Raw genomic sequence first — 15278 nt, 5'->3', positions numbered from 1 at the left:
CCCATCCTGTGGCGCCGCTGGGAGCGCGGCGCGCCTCAATACATATGCTGGCCGCCGTTGATGGAGAGGGTGGAGCCGGTGATGAAGCCCGCGTCGTCGGCGACGAGGAAAGCGACGCCGCGCGCGATCTCCTCCGCCTCGCCGAGGCGGCCGACGGGGATGCGCGCCTTGATCTTCTCCAGCACTTCCTCCGGCACGGCGCGGACCATGTCGGTGTTGATATAGCCGGGCGCGATGGCGTTGACCGTGATGCCGGCGCGCGCGCCTTCCTGGGCCAACGCCTTGGTGAAGCCGTGGATGCCGGACTTGGCGGCGGCATAGTTCACCTGCCCGTACTGGCCGGCCTGGCCGTTGATCGAGCCGATATTGACGATGCGGCCGAACTTGCGCGCGCGCATCCCCTCGATCACCGCGCGCGAGCAGTTGAAGCAGGAGCCGAGATTGGTGTCGATCACCGCCTGCCACTGATCCGGCGTCATCTTGTGCATGGTGCCGTCACGCGTGATTCCGGCATTGTTGACCAGAACATCGATCGGGCCGAGATCCTTCTCGATCTTCTCGACGGCCTTGCTGACCGCGTCGAAATTGGAGACGTCGAACTTGTAGACGGCGATACCGCTTTCCTCCGAGAACTTGTTCGCCACCTCGTCATTGCCGCCATAGTTCGCGGCGACCGTGTAGCCGGCCTTCTTCAGGCCCGTCGCGATGGCGGCGCCGATGCCCCGCGTTCCCCCGGTAACCAGTGCAACTCTGCCCATGGTGCTCCTCCATTCTTATCCACGCGCCGACATCGTCCGTTCGGTCAGTTCGCGGCCGGTCGGCGGTCGTTCGGATTCGCGGAACCGTTCGGGCCCCGCAAGACGATTGGTCCGATTGAAGCAGGTTGCGCCGCGCGTCTCAATGGAAAGGCTCGTGACGGCGACGACGGCGATGGAGGCGGCGGACAGTCACGTCGGTCGGGTCGCCTCCATCCGGCCGTGGCGCAGATTGACCAGTGCCAAGCCCATGAAGATCACCGCGACCGCCGCCCAGACATAGGGAGAGTGACGTTCGTCGAAGATCGCCATGCCCCATAGGATTCCCGTGCAGGCGACGATATAGCCGACCAGGCTGACGATAACCGGGCCGGCCATGCGCACGACCTCGAAGTAACAGAAATAGGCGACGGCTGAGATCGCCATGGCGATCAGCACGCTCCAACTGGCGGGGCCGATGGCCGTCACGTCGGCCGTGAGCGTGGGCAGGAAGGCCTGCCCCGTGGCGATCGCCGTCGGCCACAGCACCAGCCCCAGCACGATCAGCATGCCGCCGGCGAGCGGGAAGGAGGTCGCGTCCGGCGGCCGGAACTTCGCCGCCGCGACACTGGAGAAGGCATAGAGGAAGGGCGTCAGAAGACCGATCAGGAACCATTTCCCGTCCTCCGGCTCCGGCAGGCTGGCCTTCGGCAGGACGATCAGCAGCACGCCCGCGAAGCTGACCAGGATGCCGAGCGCGCGCAGCCGGTCGAATCGCTCCAGCCCCAGCGCCATGCTCATCGCATAGCTGAAGAGCGGTACCATGGAGAGGCCGAGCGACAGCACGCCCGCGGGCAGATGGCGCAGCGTATTGACCAGATTGACGCTGGGCAGTGCCGTGCCGATCAGGCCCACCAGCAGATAGTAGCGCCAATGCGCGCCGTCGAAACGGATCGGCAGCCCCTTCATCCGGCAAGCCAGCGCGACGAGCAGCGCCGCCCCGGACATCTGCCAGGCGGAGAAACCGATCGGCGCGACCCCGTGCATCCCGCCGAGCTTGGCGATCGAACTGTTGAGGCCCCAGATCGTGCCGAGGAACAGGAGGAAGAGCGCGGGCGCGAGGCGCGGTGGCCGCGCGGCGTGCCCGCCCTCCCGTCCGGTCGGTAGGCCGGGGGTCGTGTTCGCGGGATCTGTCGGCATGGGTCGGTGGGTACTCCTGGCCGGGAAGCCGTGGTGACGGGCGCGGCCGCCGTCGCCACGGCCGGATTGTCATCGCGCGGGATAAACAGACTGGCCGAGCATTCGCTTTCAAGCCACTCCGAATTGGGATACCTACGATTCATGTTTCTTCCCCGATCACAAGCGGTTCCCGAACGGGCGCGCGGCCTGCCCAGCCTGGCGGGCGCGAGCGCCAGCGGCGCGGAGGTCGAACGGATCGTCGCGCTCGATGGATGCCCGACGCGGGTCGTCCTGCGCCGGCACGCGCGCGCGCGGCGCATCAGCCTGCGCGTCGACGCCTGGCGCGACGCGGCCGTGCTGACCCTGCCGCCGCGCGTCGGGGAGGCCCAGGCGATCGGGTTCCTGACGACCCATGCGCGGTGGGTCCTGGAACAATTGGCCGCCTTGCCGCCGCGTGTCGATTTCGCGCCCGGCGCCCGTATTCCCTTCCTGGGGGAGGAACGGGTGATCAGCCACCAGCCGGATGCCCGGGGCGCCGTGCGCCTCGATGCCCGCGCGCCGGAGATCCTGCGCGTGCCGGGGGAACTGAGCCATCTGCCGCGCCGGGTGACGGATTTCATGAAGCGCGAGGCGCGCGCCGCCATCAAGCCGCTGGTGGCGGAAAAGGCGGCCGTGATCGGCGCGCGGCCCGGCCGGATCGTGTTGCGCGATCAACGCACGCGCTGGGGAAGTTGCACGGCGGCGGGCGATCTGAATTTCTCCTGGCGCTTGATCTATTGCCCGCCGGGTATCCTCGACTATGTCGTCGCGCACGAGGTGGCGCATCTGCGCCATATGGACCATTCGCCGGCCTTTTGGGCGACGGTGGCCGAGATCGCGCCCACGCCGAAACGCAGCCGGGCCTGGCTGCGCGAGCATGGCCTCGGCCTGCATCGCATCGGCTGATCGGGGCGGAGCGAACGGGTCCACATGTCACCGTCCCCCGATGTCCCTCTCTTCGGCTCCCGGCAGGCCACCCGCACGCTGGCTTTGATCACGGCGCTGGTTTCGCTGGGGGCGCTGTCGATGTCGCTCTACGTGCCCTCGCTGCCGGCGATCCAGCGGGAATTCGCGGTCGGTCCCGACGCGGTGCAGCGCACGCTGACCTTCTTCCTCATCGGCTTCGCGGGCGCGCAATTGGTGATCGGCCCGGCGAGCGACGCGTTCGGCCGGCGCCCGGTGCTGCTCGTCGGTCTCTTCGCCTATGCGGGCGCGGGCGTGTTCTGCGCCATGGCGCCGGACATCCTGTCCCTGACCCTCGCGCGCTTCGTGCAGGGCTTCACCGCCTGCGTCGGCCCCGTCGTCGGCCGGGCCGTGGTGCGCGACCTGTTCGAGGGGCCGGCGGCGGCGCGCGCCTTCGGCCTCGTCGGCACGGCGATCGCGATCGTGCCCGCGCTGGGGCCGATCCTGGGCGGGGCGATTCAGGCACGGTTGGGCTGGGAGGCCGCCTTCCTGACCCTCGCCGCGATCGGCATCGCGCTCGCCGGGATAAGCGTGCTGCGCCTTCGCGAGACCATCGCGACGCGGATCGCCGATGCGATGCGGCCCGGCCGCCTTGTCGCGATCTATTGGAGCTTGCTGCGCAACGGCCATTTCCTTGGCCATGCGATGGCGGGGGCCTTCCTCTTCGGCGGGTTCTTCGCCTATTTCTCCGACGCGCCCTTTCTCTTCATCGATGAACTGGGTATCGCGCCCGATATCTTCGGCTTCCTGATGGTTTTCACGGTCGGCGGCTATGCCAGCGGTGCCTTCCTCTCCGGCCGGCTGGTCGGGCGCTGGGGCACGCGCCGGGTGATCCTGGCCGGAACGCTCTGTTCGGTGGTGGCGGCGATGCTGCTGATCGCACTGTCGGGCGACTTGTCGGTGCCACGCGTGATCGCGCCGATGTGCCTCTTCACGCTGGGATTCGGGTTGACCCTGCCGGCCAGTCTCGCGGGCGCGTTGGGGCCCTTCCCCCGCGTCGCGGGCAGCGCGTCCGCCATGCTGGGTTTCATCCAGATGAGCGCCGCCAGCCTTTCCAGCCTGATGGTGCAGCCGCTTTACGACGGGACGGCGACGCCGCTCGGCTTCGTCGTGCTGGGGATGAGCGCGACGGCGTTTCTCGGCTATCTCCTGCTGACCCGCGGAGAGGGCGGCGCGGCGGGGGAGGGCGCGCGATGAAGCGTCCCGATCCCGCCGGGCGAACGGTCACGGCGCTCCTGGTCATGCTGACGGCGCTCGGGCCGCTTTCGACCGATCTTTATCTGCCGTCCCTGCCGGCGATGCGCCAATCCTTCGCGACGGACGTGCCGACGATTCAGTTGACGCTGTCGGTCTATATGATCGCCTTCGCGGTGGGACAGTTGATCTGGGGGCCGCTCAGCGACCGTTATGGCAGGCGTGGGCCGTTGTTGGTGGCGGGCGCGCTCTATCTCGGGGCGTCGATCCTGTGCATGGTGGCCCCGACGGTGGAATTCCTGATCGCGGCCCGGCTGGTCCAGGGAGTCGGTGGCTGCGCGGGTCAGGTCGTGGCGCGGGCGGTGGTGCGCGACGTGCACGGCCGGGCCGGTGCGCGGCGGGTGCTGGCGGCGATCGCGGCGGCGATGGGATTAGCGCCCGCGATCGCACCGGCGATCGGCGGGGTGCTGACCGACGCCTTCGGCTGGTCCGCCTGTTTCTGGGTGTTGAGTCTCGTCGGCGCGGTCGCGCTTCTGGGGGTGGGGCTCCTGCTGCGCGAAACCAATGCGGCGTGCGGGACCGGGACGATCGGGCCGGGGCGGATCGCCACCGGCTATCTGACCCTGCTGCGCCAGCGCCAGTTCACCGGCTTCGCCCTCGCCGCGACGACGAGCTATTCCGGACTCTTCGCCTGGATATCGGGCTCCAGCCATGTCTTCATCGGGCTGTTGGATGTCTCACCCAGTCTCTACGGTCTCTGCTTCTCCAGTGTCGTGGTCGGCTTCATCCTGGGCGCGCGACTGGCTGGGCGGTTGCCCATGGAGCCGGGACGGGCGGTTTTATTGGGCGCCGTGATCAACGCGGTCGGCGGGGGCGTCATGCTGGCGGTGCTCTTGGCGGGCAAGGCCGGTGTCGCCACGATCCTGGCGCCGATGATCCTCTACATGGTGGGGATGGGGATCGTGCTGCCGAACGCGCAGGCCGGCGCCATCGGTCCCTTCCCGCGTCATGCCGGCGCGGCCTCCTCGCTTATCGGCTTCGTCCAATATGGTTTCGCGGCGCTGGTCGGCCTGGGTGTCGGGCATGGGTTCGAGGGGGGCGCGTCTTCTATGGCGGTGGTGATGGCGGGGACGATCGCGGCGTGCGGCGCGGGTGCGGTGCTTGCCTATCTGGCGATCATCCGGGGGGCGCCGGAACCCGTGGAGGCGGCGGTCTGACGACGACCCCAGCCGCTACCCCCACCTCCCAGCGCGGAACTAATCCCGGGTGGCGAGCGGATGCTTCTCCGTCACCAGACGTTTCAGCCTTTCGTCCAGCACATGGGTATAGATCTGGGTGGTCGAGATATCGGCATGACCCAGCAGCTTCTGCACCGCGCGCAGATCCGCGCCGTTGGCCAGAAGATGGCTGGCGAAGGCATGGCGCAGCACATGCGGACTGACCCGCTTCGGGTCGAGGCCGGCCTCCAGCGCCAGGGCCTTCAGCATGGTACCGAAGCGCTGTCGGGTCAGATGCCCTTCCTTCGAACGGCTGGGGAAGAGATAGGGTGACTCCTTCGCGCCCGTCGTTCCCCCGCCCTTTGCCCCCCCCGGCAGGAACCGCGCCCGCGCATCCGCATAGGCGGAGAGTGCGGCGCGGGCCGGTTCGCTCAAGGGTACCAAACGCTCCTTCCCCCCCTTGCCGCGCACGATCAGGAAGGGCTCCTCCCGCCGCAGCGCGCCGCGCGGCAGGTCGACCAGTTCGCTGACCCGCAATCCGGTCGCATAGAGCAGTTCCAAAAGGCAATGAAGTCGCAGCGCCTCCGCGCCAGCGTGCCCACCGGCGGTGGTGCCGGCCCTGGCCGTCTCGATCAGCCGTTCGACCTCCGCCTCGCTCAGTATCTTGGGCAGGGTCCGGCCCCGGCGCGGCGCGTCTATGGTCAGGGTCGGATCGTCGTTTCGCAGTCCCTCGGCCAGCAGGAAATGATGGAATTGCCGCAGGGCGGAGAGGCGCCGCGCGGCGGTGGCGCTGCTGGCCCCCTCGGCGGCGAGATGGGTAAGATAGGCGGAGATCGATGCGGCGGACGCCGTCTCCGCCCGTTCACCACGCCCGTTCAGGAAACGGTCGTAATCCGAGAGGTCGCGCCGATAGGCCGCGATGGTGTTGACGGCGGCGCCGCGCTCCGCGGCCAGCATCTCCAGGAAGGGATCGAGATAACGGCTCATCGGCGCCTCCGCCGGTGCGGGCTGTGGCCGCGGGACCGGTCACAACCCAGCCGCGACCAAGGCCTCGAGGGCGAGCCGACGCGCTTCCCGGGATAGACCGACGCGGTCCAGCGCCTGGACGGTTTCCGCCAGGACCTCCGGGGACAGTTCCGGAACCGGCCGCGCTCCGACCCGGATCAGGGCGTAGAGAACCGTTTCCGCAATCCGCCCGTCCGCCGCCGCCAGGCGCGCCAGGGTGCCGGCGGCCGGGTTGGGGGCGGTCGTTTCCATCCCCCCCGCGCGGAAGGCATGCCGGGCCAGCGCGTCGCGCGCGGCCCGCGCCTCCGGCACCAATGCGAGCAGCGGCAGATAGGTCCGCAGCAGCAGCGTTTCCGCCCGCTCCGGCGCGCGGTCGGCGACACTGCGTTCGAAGGCCGCGATGCGGGCGGCGGCGCCTTCCTCCGGCGGGATCATGCCCGCCAGCCGGCCGAGCGGCCAGAGCCGGTCGCGCGCGGCCGTCATCTCGGCGGCGCCGTTGTCGCCGGCGCGCGCGCGCGCCTCGATCAGGGCGTACCAGCGTCCCGCGCGCTCGACGGCGCCGACCGATAGGAGGGCGCGCGTCGCCGTCTCCGCGAAAAAGGTGAGGGCGCTGGAGGGGGGAAGTTGCATGAGTTGATCGGTGAACAGATCAACCGCGATCGGATAGACCCCGTCACGCGCGGCGGTCGCGAAAGCGGTGGTCAGCAATTCGGCCTTGGCCGGAGCGATGCTCTGAATCGCCAGCGATTGATAGAGCAGGGCGCGGGCCCGCGCGCCGTCCATCGATTCCGCAGCGCTCAGCGGATTATCCAGCGCCGAGGGCTCGAAATCCGCGCCCGCATAGAGTTCCGCCAACCGATTCGGATCGAGCACGCCGCGCCAGGCCGCCGCCTCGGCGAGGTCGAGCGCCTGGGGCTTCATGGTCAAGAGCGTGGCGACGGCGGGTGCCGTGCCCTCTACCGCCACGGCTTCGGGCGGCATGGCGCCGGAAACCCGGGCCATCGCGGCATGCATCGCGCCGAAGGCGGCGGGGTCCGTTTCCGAAAGGTCGGGCGCGCGTCCGGCGATCAGGCCGTCCGCCAGAGTCATGAAGAGCGGATCATTCGCCCCCATCTCCGCCAGCAGGCCGAGCCCGAACTCCGCCTCGCCGGTGTCGCCGGCGGCGGCCTGGCAGAAGATCAGCAGCTTCTGCCAATAGGGATCGTCCGATTTCTGGCTCAGCGAGCGGGCATCGGCGCAGGCCGTCGGTACCGCGCCGGCGGCAAGCCGGGCATCGGCGACCGCGCGGTCGAGCGCGGGTGTCGCCGCGATGTCGCGCGCCGTCTCCGCCAGGGCGCGCGCGGGTTCCAGGGCGCCCAAGGCGATCAGCGCATCGATCCGCGCGGCCATGAAGTCACCGGCCGGCGGTTGGGCGTCGGCCCCGGCATCCGGCCCGGGCGCGGCGCTGGTCAGGAACCGGACGGCGAGCGCGCGCGCGGCGGGCGAACCCAGCCGGTCTGGCAAGGCCCGAAGTCCGTCATGGGCGAGCGTGCGCGACGAACCGGCCCACATATCGGCCGGTAGCCCCCCGCTCTCCGGACCGATCAGGCCAACGGATTCCGCCGATGGCGCGTCGAGCGGCGCGACCTCCACGGCCTCCGCGCCGGACCCGATGACGGAAGGGGTCGTATCGCGGCTTGTCGAACCGGTTCCCGCGGCTCCGCTTGTGCTTTCCGATCCCAGGACGCCATTGGGCCCGGCCGCGTTGTTCGGGTCGGCGGGGAACAGTTGCACCGGCCCCGTGGATTGGCTCTGCGCCCCCGCGTCGCCCGGGGCCATGGCCAGAACCGGAATCAGGCCGAGCGCGAGCGCCGCCAAGCGGGTGCCCGACATCCTCGCTCGGGAAGCCTTACCGGGGGAAACGGTCGTCATCCAACTGTATCTCGACGGTTTGGGTCGGCGCCGGAATGTCGAAGGTCGCCAGATAGGCGATGCCACCGCCCACGATGAGGAGAATGAGGCCGAACAAGGCCACAAGCAATTTGCCCATGAGAATCTATCGTCGTCCCTGAAGTGATTGTCCTTACGTGATCGACACGTGATCGACCGCGATGTTCGCGGCCATCCCCCCTGTCCGCGCCAGTGATCGGTCGAACCAGTGATCGTCCGTACCGGTGCGCATGGTGGCGGGAACGCTTTACGCTACGCCGGGACTATGGCAATTCTGCGACCTCCATGAAAGTGGGAAAGCGCGGGCGGCGCCCTCGGCACTCCTCTTTCGCCGCCGTGAGGCACGGCCCGGCCTCGCCGGTGGGTGGAGGTGGCCGGCGTCCGGTATGAGCGCGAACGAAACGACGCGGGAAACATGGCCGCCACATCCGACAGGGAATCCGATCTTCAGGCCTCTCCCCAGGCCTCTTCTCTGGCCCCGACCCGCTCGGACTTGTCCCGGACGGTGGCGCTGATCGGCATGATGGGGGCCGGCAAGACGGCCGTCGGCAGGCAATTGGCGCGAAAACTGGGCGCCCCCTTCGTCGATGCGGACAAGGAGATCGAGGAAGCCGCCGGTTGTACCGTCGCGGAAATCTTCGCCGAACATGGCGAAGCGCATTTCCGCGATGGCGAGCGGCGCGTGATCGCCCGCCTGCTGGATGGCCCGCCCTGTATTCTCGCGACGGGCGGCGGTGCCTATATGCAGGAGGAAACCCGCGAATTGCTGCGCGAGCGGGCGGTTACCGTCTGGTTGAAGGCGGATTTCGATGTCCTGTGGAAGCGGGTCTCCAAGCGTGGCCATCGCCCGCTGCTGAAGACGGCGGACCCGCAAGGGACCCTGCGCCGTTTGATGGAGGAGCGGGAGCCGGTCTACGCGCACGCCGATCTGACGGTCGATAGCGGCGAACAGACCAAGGACGCGATGGCCGATAAGGTGCTGGAGGCGCTGCGCGAGGCGGCCCTCATGGAGGAGGACACGGCGCGATGAGCGATGCCGACGGAATGGAGAACGGGTCGGAGGTCGAGGTCGTGCCGGTCTCGCTGGGCACGCGCGGATACGACATCCGGGTGGGCGCGCGGGTTCTGGCCGGGGCGGGCGAGGCGATCAAGCCCTTCGCCAACGGCCGGCGCGTGGTCGTCGTCTGCGACGAGAACGTGGCGGATTTCCATCTCGACACGCTCGCCGCCTCGCTCGGCGCGGCCGGGGTCGGCGGGGAGGCGGTGGTCATGCCCGCGGGCGAATCGACCAAGAGCTTCAATGGCCTTTCGGGCCTGCTCGACCGGCTGTTCGAAATCGGGATCGAGCGGCGGACCCTTCTCGTCGCGCTGGGCGGCGGGGTGATCGGCGATCTGGTCGGCTTCGCCGCCGCCGTGGCGCTGCGCGGGATCGATTTCGTTCAGGTGCCGACGACGCTGCTGGCCCAGGTGGACAGTTCCGTCGGCGGCAAGACGGGCATCAATGTGGAGGCGGGCAAGAACCTCGTCGGTGCCTTTCATCAGCCGCGCCTCGTCCTGGCCGACACGGAAATCCTGGAATCGCTGCCCTGGCGGGAGTTTCTCGCGGGCTATGCCGAGGTCGTGAAATACGGCGCCATCGACGACCGGCCCTTCTTCGAGTGGCTGGAGGAACATGGTCCCGCCATGGTGAAGGGCGATATCGATCTGCGGCGCGAGGCGATCGCGCGTTGCTGCCGGTCGAAGGCGCGTATCGTCGCCGACGACGAGCGCGAGGGCGGGGTGCGCGCGCTGCTCAATCTCGGCCATACCTTCGGGCATGCGCTGGAAGGCGCGGCCGGTTACGACGGCCGGCTGCTGCATGGGGAGGCGGTCGCGATCGGCATGGTGATGGCCTTCGCGCTGTCCCGGCGCATGGATCTATGTCCGGGCCAGGACGCGGAGCGGCTGGTCGCGCATCTGAAGGCGGTGGGCTTGCCGACCCGGCCGGGCGACGTTTCCGGCGTTCATTGGGACGCGGCCGACCTGATCCGGCGCATGGGCAGCGACAAGAAGGTCAAGGACGGCATGCTGACCTTCATCCTGGCGCGCGGCATCGGCGATAGCTTCATCACCCAGGACGTCCCGGCCGAGGCGCTGGAAGCGGTGGTGGCGGAGGCGCTGGCTTCATGAGTTGGGCGGAACATGGGGAGTTCGTCATCATCGGTGGCGCTATCCTGGTGCTCTTGGTGCTGTCCGGCTTCTTCTCGGGCTCGGAAACGGCCCTGACCGGCGCCTCGCGCTCGCGCATGCACCAACTCACCAAGCAGGGGAACCGGCGGGCGGAGCGCGTTGTGGGGCTGTTGGAGCGCAAGGACCGGCTGATCGGCGCCATCCTGCTCGGCAACAATCTCGTCAATATCCTGGCCTCGGCGCTGGCGACGACGATGTTCGTCGCCTGGTTCGGGGATGCCGGCGTCGCCTATGCGACGTTGGTGATGACGCTGCTGGTCTTGATTTTCGCGGAGGTGCTGCCGAAGACCTATGCCCTCAGCCATACCGACCGGGTTGCGTTGGCGGTCGCGCCGGTGGTGCGCGCGGTGGTGCTGCTGTTCGCGCCCGTGACGCATACGGTGCAGATGGTGGTGCGCGGCACGCTGAAGCCGTTCGGCATCGATCTGTCGATGGAACTCGACGGCGAGCAGCATGAGGAGGAATTGCGCGGCGCGATCGACCTGCATGACGGCGCGGACCCGGATACCCGGCACGAACGCGTGATGCTGAAGTCGATCCTCGATCTCGATGATGTCGAGGTCGCCGACATCATGACCCACCGTCGGCGGGTGGTGATGATCGATCTCGGCGATTCCGTCGCGGATAATATCGACGCGGTGCTGGGCAGCCCCTATACGCGCATCCCCGTCTATCGCGACGATCCGGACAATATCGTCGGCGTGCTGCATGCCAAGGCCCTGCTGCGGGAAGTGCGCGCGCGCCAGAAGACCGATGCCCTGCGCGCGGCCGAACGCGCCGAGGCGGAGAACGCCGACGATGCCGGGAAGACGTCCGCCATGGTGGCGCCGATCAGCGATCTGGATAGTCTCGATCTGGGTAAGCTGGCGACCGCGCCTTGGTTCATCCCGGATTCGACGACGTTGCTCGACCAGTTGCAGGCCTTTCGGGCGCGGCGTGAGCATTTCGCCCTCGTGATCGACGAATATGGCGCCTTCATGGGGATCGTCACGCTGGAGGACATCCTGGAGGAGATCGTCGGCAATATCGACGACGAGACCGACATCGCCGTGCCCGGCGTCCGTCCCCAGCCGGACGGCGCCTATCTGGTCGACGGGTCGGTCACGCTGCGCCTGTTGGCACGGGAGTTCGACTGGTCCCTGCCCGACGACAACGCCGCGACCATCGCGGGCCTCGTCCTGCACGAGGCACGGCTGATCCCGGAGCCGGGTCAGATCTTCATGTTTCACGGCTTCCGTTTCGAGGTCGTGCGCCGTCAACGCAATCAGATCACCTTGATCCGCGTTACGCCGCCGCCGCCGGAGAATGACGACGAGGATGACGGCTGAGCGCCGTCAGGTAAGATTTGCGGAGCCGCACCTGCCCGGTATCACCGGATATCCGGAACGCATGCCGCTGTTTCCAAGCGAAGGAGGGATTAGTCCCATGCCGCTTTCCCCGCCCGCGCCGCGCCGCCACTACCATACGCGCCGGATCGAATGTCACGGTTATCACCGCGACGACGGGCTGTGGGATATCGAGGGGCACATGACGGACGTTAAATCCTACAGCTTCGAGAACGCCCATCGGGGAGAGGTCGAGGCGGGCACGCCGGTGCATGAGATGTGGCTGCGCCTCACGCTCGACGACGGGTTCGAGATCAAGGCGGCCGAGGCGTCGACCGAGCACGGCCCCTATGATGCCTGTCCGGCGATCGCGCCGGCCTATGCCAAGCTCGTCGGGGTGCGGATCGGACCCGGCTTCCGCAAGGCGGTGCGGGACCGGGTGGGCGGTACCGCGGGCTGCACCCATCTGACGGAGCTGCTTTATCCGATGGCGACGGTGGCCTTCCAGACGATCGTCGGGTCCGGCGAGCGGGCGCGCCGGGATGCCGGCTTGGCGCCGAAGGACCGGTCCCCGGGGGCCGCGGACGGGGCATCCCGGGCCAAGCCGGGGCTGATCGACACCTGCCATGCCTACCGGGCCGACGGGCCGGTGGTGCGCCGCGAATGGCCGGACTTCTTCAAGGGCGCGGAAGCGCGGCGCGCCGAGACGAACCGCGGGTGACGCGACGACTAATCCCGTGCCCCGTCGGCGGTTGGCAGCGACCCCACGGGGACGGTAGCGATCGCGTCGTCCAGGCGGCGGCACCATCCATAGGCGAGGACGAAGACACGGATCGCCGCCGTCAGGCCGTATCCGGCGGCCCTGTCGTCGATCATCGAGCAAATTTCGTTGATCGATCGTCCCTCGCGCATGGCGGCGGCTTCCAATGCATCCCAGAAGGCCGGTTCCAGCTTCATGCTGGTCCGCCGGCCGTGGACGCGTACATTACGGGCGCGAAGGGCTGTCCGCCCTCTCGGCATTGTCGGTCCTTGCATCGACTTCCCCCGACGGCATGCCTCTTCTTGAATGGATGTGATCTCGATACCGCCGGGTTTCCGCGCGGCACCACGATAAAGATACATGCGGCAGTCGCGATCGCAACAAGAGGTTGTGTCGGCGATGCAATCCCACCTTGTGTCGACACTCCATTGTAGCGCCACCGGCCCCCTTCCCTCAATGCGGGCGTCGCGCGTGATTACCCGCCGCCCTCGGAACCGTCGAGCGAGAGCGAAAGCGCGTGGACCGGCCCCTTCAACTCTTCCGCCAGGACGGCATAGACGCGCCGTTGCCGCTCGATCCGCGACAGCCCCGCGAAGGCTGGGCTGGTCATGCGGACGGCGAAATGGGACTCGCCGGTACCGGGGGATCCCGCATGGCCGGCGTGCCGGTGCGATTCGTTCACGACCTCCAGCACGGTGGGCGCGAAGGCCTCGGTCAGTTTCTCCTCGATTCGTCGCTGCGTGCTCATCATATCCCGCCCTTGTTCGGATCGACACGGAGCGGCACCATTGGGGCAATGGTAGCCACCGCCGGAGGGCATAGTTTCGTTCCGGCGGCGGTGGTGCAAGGCCCGTGGAACCAGACCTCGCCCGTCGGTTCCGTTCGGGCCATCCTGGGGACGGCGATAGTGGAAACTGCGGAGATGGACGGACAACTCGACAGTACCCCCTTCCGGCGGCGCCGGCCGGCCGCGCACCGTCCGTGCGACCACCCGACCTGCGAGGCGGAGGGCGTGCACCGCGCGCCGCGCGGGCGCGACCGGCTGGAGGAATTCTTCTGGTTCTGCAAGGAGCACGCGCGCGAATATAACGCGGCCTGGAATTTCTGCGCGGGCATGTCGACGGCGGATGTCGACCGCATGGTTCGCGACGCCGCCGTCTGGGACCGGCCGACTTGGCCGATGGGGCTGCGTTTCGGGACGGCCCGCACGCGCGCCGGTGTCCATGACAGCACCGATTTTTTCGACGAGGAAGGCGCCTTCAAGAGCGGGGACGAGGAAACCGACTTCCGGCGCCGCGCCCGCCGGCGCGCGGAGGAGGGGCCGGAGAGCCACGCGATGCGGGTTCTCGGTCTCGTGGCGCCGGTCACCTTGACCGGCCTAAAGCGCCGCTATAAGGAACTTGCGAAGGAATTGCACCCCGATCTCGGCGGCAGCGCGCGCGGTGAAGAGGAGCGGCGCGCGGCCGAGGATCGGCTGAAGGATATAAACCACGCCTACGGCGTTCTGCGGCGCAGTCTGGAGGAGTCCGGGCGACGCGCTTGAGGCCGTCGGTTTTCGCCCCATGTTCGGTAGGGCGCGCGGCCCGGGGGTATCCCATGCCCACCCCGCGCGTCCCTTCGAGCGAGCCCGCAGGGCTGCCGTCCGAGTTTCCGCGAAGCAGAGAGCATCGATGAGCACAGCGACCGCCAAGAAGACCGACAGCGACAATGACCGGCCCGCGTCCGAGACGCTGACCAAGCCGGATATGGAAGTGTCCGTGCGCCAGACCTTCGGACTCGACAGCGATATGAAGGTTCCGGCCTTTTCGACGCTGACCGACCATGTGCCGGATCGCGACGACACCTATGTGTTCGATCACGATACCACGATGGCGATCCTGGCGGGCTTCGCCTATAACCGCCGCGTGATGATCCAGGGCTATCACGGCACCGGCAAGTCGACCCATATCGAACAGGTCGCGGCCCGGCTCAACTGGCCTTGCGTGCGTGTTAACCTGGACAGCCATATCAGCCGTATCGATCTGGTCGGCAAGGACGCGATCGTGTTGCGCGACGGCAAGCAGGTGACGGAGTTCCGGGAGGGCATCCTGCCCTGGGCGTTGCAGAACCCGGTTGCGCTCTGTTTCGACGAATACGATGCCGGCCGCCCGGACGTGATGTTCGTGATCCAGCGCATCCTGGAGCGGGAGGGCAAGCTCACCCTGCTCGATCAGTCGAAGGTGATTCGTCCGAATCCGAGCTTCCGGGTCTTCGCGACGGCCAACACGGTCGGCCTCGGCGATACCAGTGGCCTCTATCACGGGACGCAGCAGATCAACCAGGGTCAAATGGACCGCTGGTCGATCGTCACCACGCTGAATTATCTGCCGCACGACCAGGAGGTCGATATCGTGCTGGCCAAGGTGCCGGATTTCGATGACGAGGAAGGGCGTCAGCAGATTTCCGCCATGGTGCAGTGCGCGGATCTGAGCCGTACCGGCTTCATCGGCGGCGATATCTCCACCGTGATGAGCCCGCGCACGGTCATCACCTGGGCCGAGAACGCGCGGATATTCAACGATATCGGCTTCGCTTTCCGGGTCACGTTCCTCAACAAGTGCGACGAGACCGAACGGCCGATCATCGCCGAATATTATCAGCGCTGCTTCGGCGAGGAATTGCCGGAGACGGGCGTCGGCATCCAGGTGCACTGACGGGGTCGAGA

At 68.1% G+C, this 15278-nt stretch carries 16 protein-coding genes; 9 read left to right on the top strand and 7 right to left on the bottom strand.

The window, feature by feature from the left end; all coding sequences use genetic code 11:
- Window positions 1-35 precede the first annotated feature (35 nt).
- The gene (gene phbB / locus KAJ83_RS18810) at window positions 36-758 is read right to left on the bottom strand and encodes an acetoacetyl-CoA reductase (RefSeq protein ID WP_210683670.1); all 723 of its coding nucleotides are present in this window, start codon (window positions 756-758) and stop codon (window positions 36-38) included.
- 189 nt (window positions 759-947) lie between these two features.
- On the bottom strand, window positions 948-1934 hold the full coding sequence (locus KAJ83_RS18805) for a DMT family transporter (RefSeq protein ID WP_210683669.1): 987 nt from the start codon (window positions 1932-1934) through the stop codon (window positions 948-950).
- Window positions 1935-2075: 141 nt separating this feature from the next.
- Between KAJ83_RS18805 and KAJ83_RS18800 the strand changes: the two genes are divergently transcribed.
- Genes KAJ83_RS18800 through KAJ83_RS18790 form a run of 3 tightly spaced genes read left to right on the top strand, consistent with a single transcriptional unit; the run spans window position 2076 to window position 5326 of the window.
- On the top strand, window positions 2076-2858 hold the full coding sequence (locus KAJ83_RS18800) for a M48 family metallopeptidase (RefSeq protein ID WP_210683668.1): 783 nt from the start codon (window positions 2076-2078) through the stop codon (window positions 2856-2858).
- Between the two features lie 24 nt (window positions 2859-2882).
- The gene (locus KAJ83_RS18795) at window positions 2883-4112 is read left to right on the top strand and encodes a multidrug effflux MFS transporter (protein ID WP_210683667.1); all 1230 of its coding nucleotides are present in this window, start codon (window positions 2883-2885) and stop codon (window positions 4110-4112) included.
- Complete coding sequence (locus KAJ83_RS18790; RefSeq protein ID WP_210683666.1) at window positions 4109-5326, top strand: multidrug effflux MFS transporter; 1218 nt, start codon at window positions 4109-4111, stop codon at window positions 5324-5326. The genes KAJ83_RS18795 and KAJ83_RS18790 overlap by 4 nt, the downstream gene beginning before the upstream one ends.
- A gap of 39 nt (window positions 5327-5365) precedes the next feature.
- Here the strand turns inward: KAJ83_RS18790 and xerD are convergent, their stop codons facing one another.
- From xerD to KAJ83_RS18775, 3 genes are read right to left on the bottom strand one after another with little or no spacing between them, the layout of a single operon-like run.
- Window positions 5366-6313 carry a site-specific tyrosine recombinase XerD gene (gene xerD, locus KAJ83_RS18785; protein WP_210683665.1) on the bottom strand — a complete coding sequence of 316 codons (948 nt, stop codon included), beginning with the start codon at window positions 6311-6313 and terminating at the stop codon, window positions 5366-5368.
- Window positions 6314-6352: 39 nt separating this feature from the next.
- The gene (locus KAJ83_RS18780) at window positions 6353-8203 is read right to left on the bottom strand and encodes a hypothetical protein (protein ID WP_210683664.1); all 1851 of its coding nucleotides are present in this window, start codon (window positions 8201-8203) and stop codon (window positions 6353-6355) included.
- 16 nt (window positions 8204-8219) lie between these two features.
- A complete protein-coding gene (locus KAJ83_RS18775; RefSeq protein WP_210683663.1) occupies window positions 8220-8360 on the bottom strand; it encodes a hypothetical protein in 141 nt (46 codons plus the stop codon).
- A 315-nt stretch (window positions 8361-8675) separates the two neighbouring features.
- On the opposite strand from KAJ83_RS18775, the gene KAJ83_RS18770 reads away from it, so the two are divergent.
- The 4 genes from KAJ83_RS18770 (at window position 8676) to KAJ83_RS18755 (ending at window position 12535) form a co-directional block, all read left to right on the top strand.
- On the top strand, window positions 8676-9290 hold the full coding sequence (locus tag KAJ83_RS18770) for a shikimate kinase (protein ID WP_210683662.1): 615 nt from the start codon (window positions 8676-8678) through the stop codon (window positions 9288-9290).
- Window positions 9287-10429 (top strand): 3-dehydroquinate synthase, encoded by a 1143-nt coding sequence (gene aroB / locus KAJ83_RS18765; protein ID WP_210683661.1) that lies wholly within the window; start codon window positions 9287-9289, stop codon window positions 10427-10429. Before KAJ83_RS18770 ends, aroB begins: the two co-directional genes overlap by 4 nt.
- Window positions 10426-11817: an HlyC/CorC family transporter gene (locus KAJ83_RS18760; RefSeq protein ID WP_210683660.1), complete on the top strand. Its 1392-nt coding sequence runs from the start codon at window positions 10426-10428 to the stop codon at window positions 11815-11817. The genes aroB and KAJ83_RS18760 overlap by 4 nt, the downstream gene beginning before the upstream one ends.
- Window positions 11818-11914: 97 nt before the next feature.
- Window positions 11915-12535 (top strand): DUF2889 domain-containing protein, encoded by a 621-nt coding sequence (locus KAJ83_RS18755; protein WP_210683659.1) that lies wholly within the window; start codon window positions 11915-11917, stop codon window positions 12533-12535.
- Window positions 12536-12543: 8 nt separating this feature from the next.
- On the opposite strand, the gene KAJ83_RS18750 is transcribed toward KAJ83_RS18755, so the two are convergent.
- Both KAJ83_RS18750 and KAJ83_RS18745 read right to left on the bottom strand, forming a co-directional pair.
- Entirely contained in the window at window positions 12544-12834 is a 291-nt protein-coding gene (locus tag KAJ83_RS18750) for a ribbon-helix-helix domain-containing protein (protein ID WP_281413182.1), read from the bottom strand.
- A gap of 215 nt (window positions 12835-13049) precedes the next feature.
- Window positions 13050-13325 carry a BolA family protein gene (locus KAJ83_RS18745; protein ID WP_210683656.1) on the bottom strand — a complete coding sequence of 92 codons (276 nt, stop codon included), beginning with the start codon at window positions 13323-13325 and terminating at the stop codon, window positions 13050-13052.
- A gap of 171 nt (window positions 13326-13496) precedes the next feature.
- Here KAJ83_RS18745 and KAJ83_RS18740 point away from each other — a divergent pair, with 171 nt between their 5' ends.
- Together KAJ83_RS18740 and cobS are read left to right on the top strand one after the other, a co-directional pair.
- The gene (locus KAJ83_RS18740) at window positions 13497-14117 is read left to right on the top strand and encodes a J domain-containing protein (protein ID WP_210683655.1); all 621 of its coding nucleotides are present in this window, start codon (window positions 13497-13499) and stop codon (window positions 14115-14117) included.
- Between the two features lie 127 nt (window positions 14118-14244).
- The gene (cobS, locus tag KAJ83_RS18735; RefSeq protein WP_210683654.1) at window positions 14245-15267 is read left to right on the top strand and encodes a cobaltochelatase subunit CobS; all 1023 of its coding nucleotides are present in this window, start codon (window positions 14245-14247) and stop codon (window positions 15265-15267) included.
- Window positions 15268-15278 lie beyond the last annotated feature (11 nt).

Origin of the sequence: Marivibrio halodurans (assembly GCF_017963645.1) — a bacterium.
GTDB classification, from domain to species: Bacteria; Pseudomonadota; Alphaproteobacteria; order UBA8366; family Aestuariispiraceae; genus Marivibrio; species Marivibrio halodurans.
Note: the sequence above shows the minus strand (reverse complement) of the source record. Positions and strands in the feature narration are given on the sequence as shown.

Coding starts and splice junctions, on each gene's coding strand:
- phbB (WP_210683670.1), bottom strand. CDS start 758: ATGGGCAGAGTTGCACTGGTTACCGGGGGAACGCGGGGCATCGGCGCC.
- KAJ83_RS18805 (WP_210683669.1), bottom strand. CDS start 1,934: ATGCCGACAGATCCCGCGAACACGACCCCCGGCCTACCGACCGGACGG.
- KAJ83_RS18800 (WP_210683668.1), top strand. CDS start 2,076: ATGTTTCTTCCCCGATCACAAGCGGTTCCCGAACGGGCGCGCGGCCTG.
- KAJ83_RS18795 (WP_210683667.1), top strand. CDS start 2,883: ATGTCACCGTCCCCCGATGTCCCTCTCTTCGGCTCCCGGCAGGCCACC.
- KAJ83_RS18790 (WP_210683666.1), top strand. CDS start 4,109: ATGAAGCGTCCCGATCCCGCCGGGCGAACGGTCACGGCGCTCCTGGTC.
- xerD (WP_210683665.1), bottom strand. CDS start 6,313: ATGAGCCGTTATCTCGATCCCTTCCTGGAGATGCTGGCCGCGGAGCGC.
- KAJ83_RS18780 (WP_210683664.1), bottom strand. CDS start 8,203: ATGTCGGGCACCCGCTTGGCGGCGCTCGCGCTCGGCCTGATTCCGGTT.
- KAJ83_RS18775 (WP_210683663.1), bottom strand. CDS start 8,360: ATGGGCAAATTGCTTGTGGCCTTGTTCGGCCTCATTCTCCTCATCGTG.
- KAJ83_RS18770 (WP_210683662.1), top strand. CDS start 8,676: ATGGCCGCCACATCCGACAGGGAATCCGATCTTCAGGCCTCTCCCCAG.
- aroB (WP_210683661.1), top strand. CDS start 9,287: ATGAGCGATGCCGACGGAATGGAGAACGGGTCGGAGGTCGAGGTCGTG.
- KAJ83_RS18760 (WP_210683660.1), top strand. CDS start 10,426: ATGAGTTGGGCGGAACATGGGGAGTTCGTCATCATCGGTGGCGCTATC.
- KAJ83_RS18755 (WP_210683659.1), top strand. CDS start 11,915: ATGCCGCTTTCCCCGCCCGCGCCGCGCCGCCACTACCATACGCGCCGG.
- KAJ83_RS18750 (WP_281413182.1), bottom strand. CDS start 12,834: ATGCCGAGAGGGCGGACAGCCCTTCGCGCCCGTAATGTACGCGTCCAC.
- KAJ83_RS18745 (WP_210683656.1), bottom strand. CDS start 13,325: ATGATGAGCACGCAGCGACGAATCGAGGAGAAACTGACCGAGGCCTTC.
- KAJ83_RS18740 (WP_210683655.1), top strand. CDS start 13,497: ATGGACGGACAACTCGACAGTACCCCCTTCCGGCGGCGCCGGCCGGCC.
- cobS (WP_210683654.1), top strand. CDS start 14,245: ATGAGCACAGCGACCGCCAAGAAGACCGACAGCGACAATGACCGGCCC.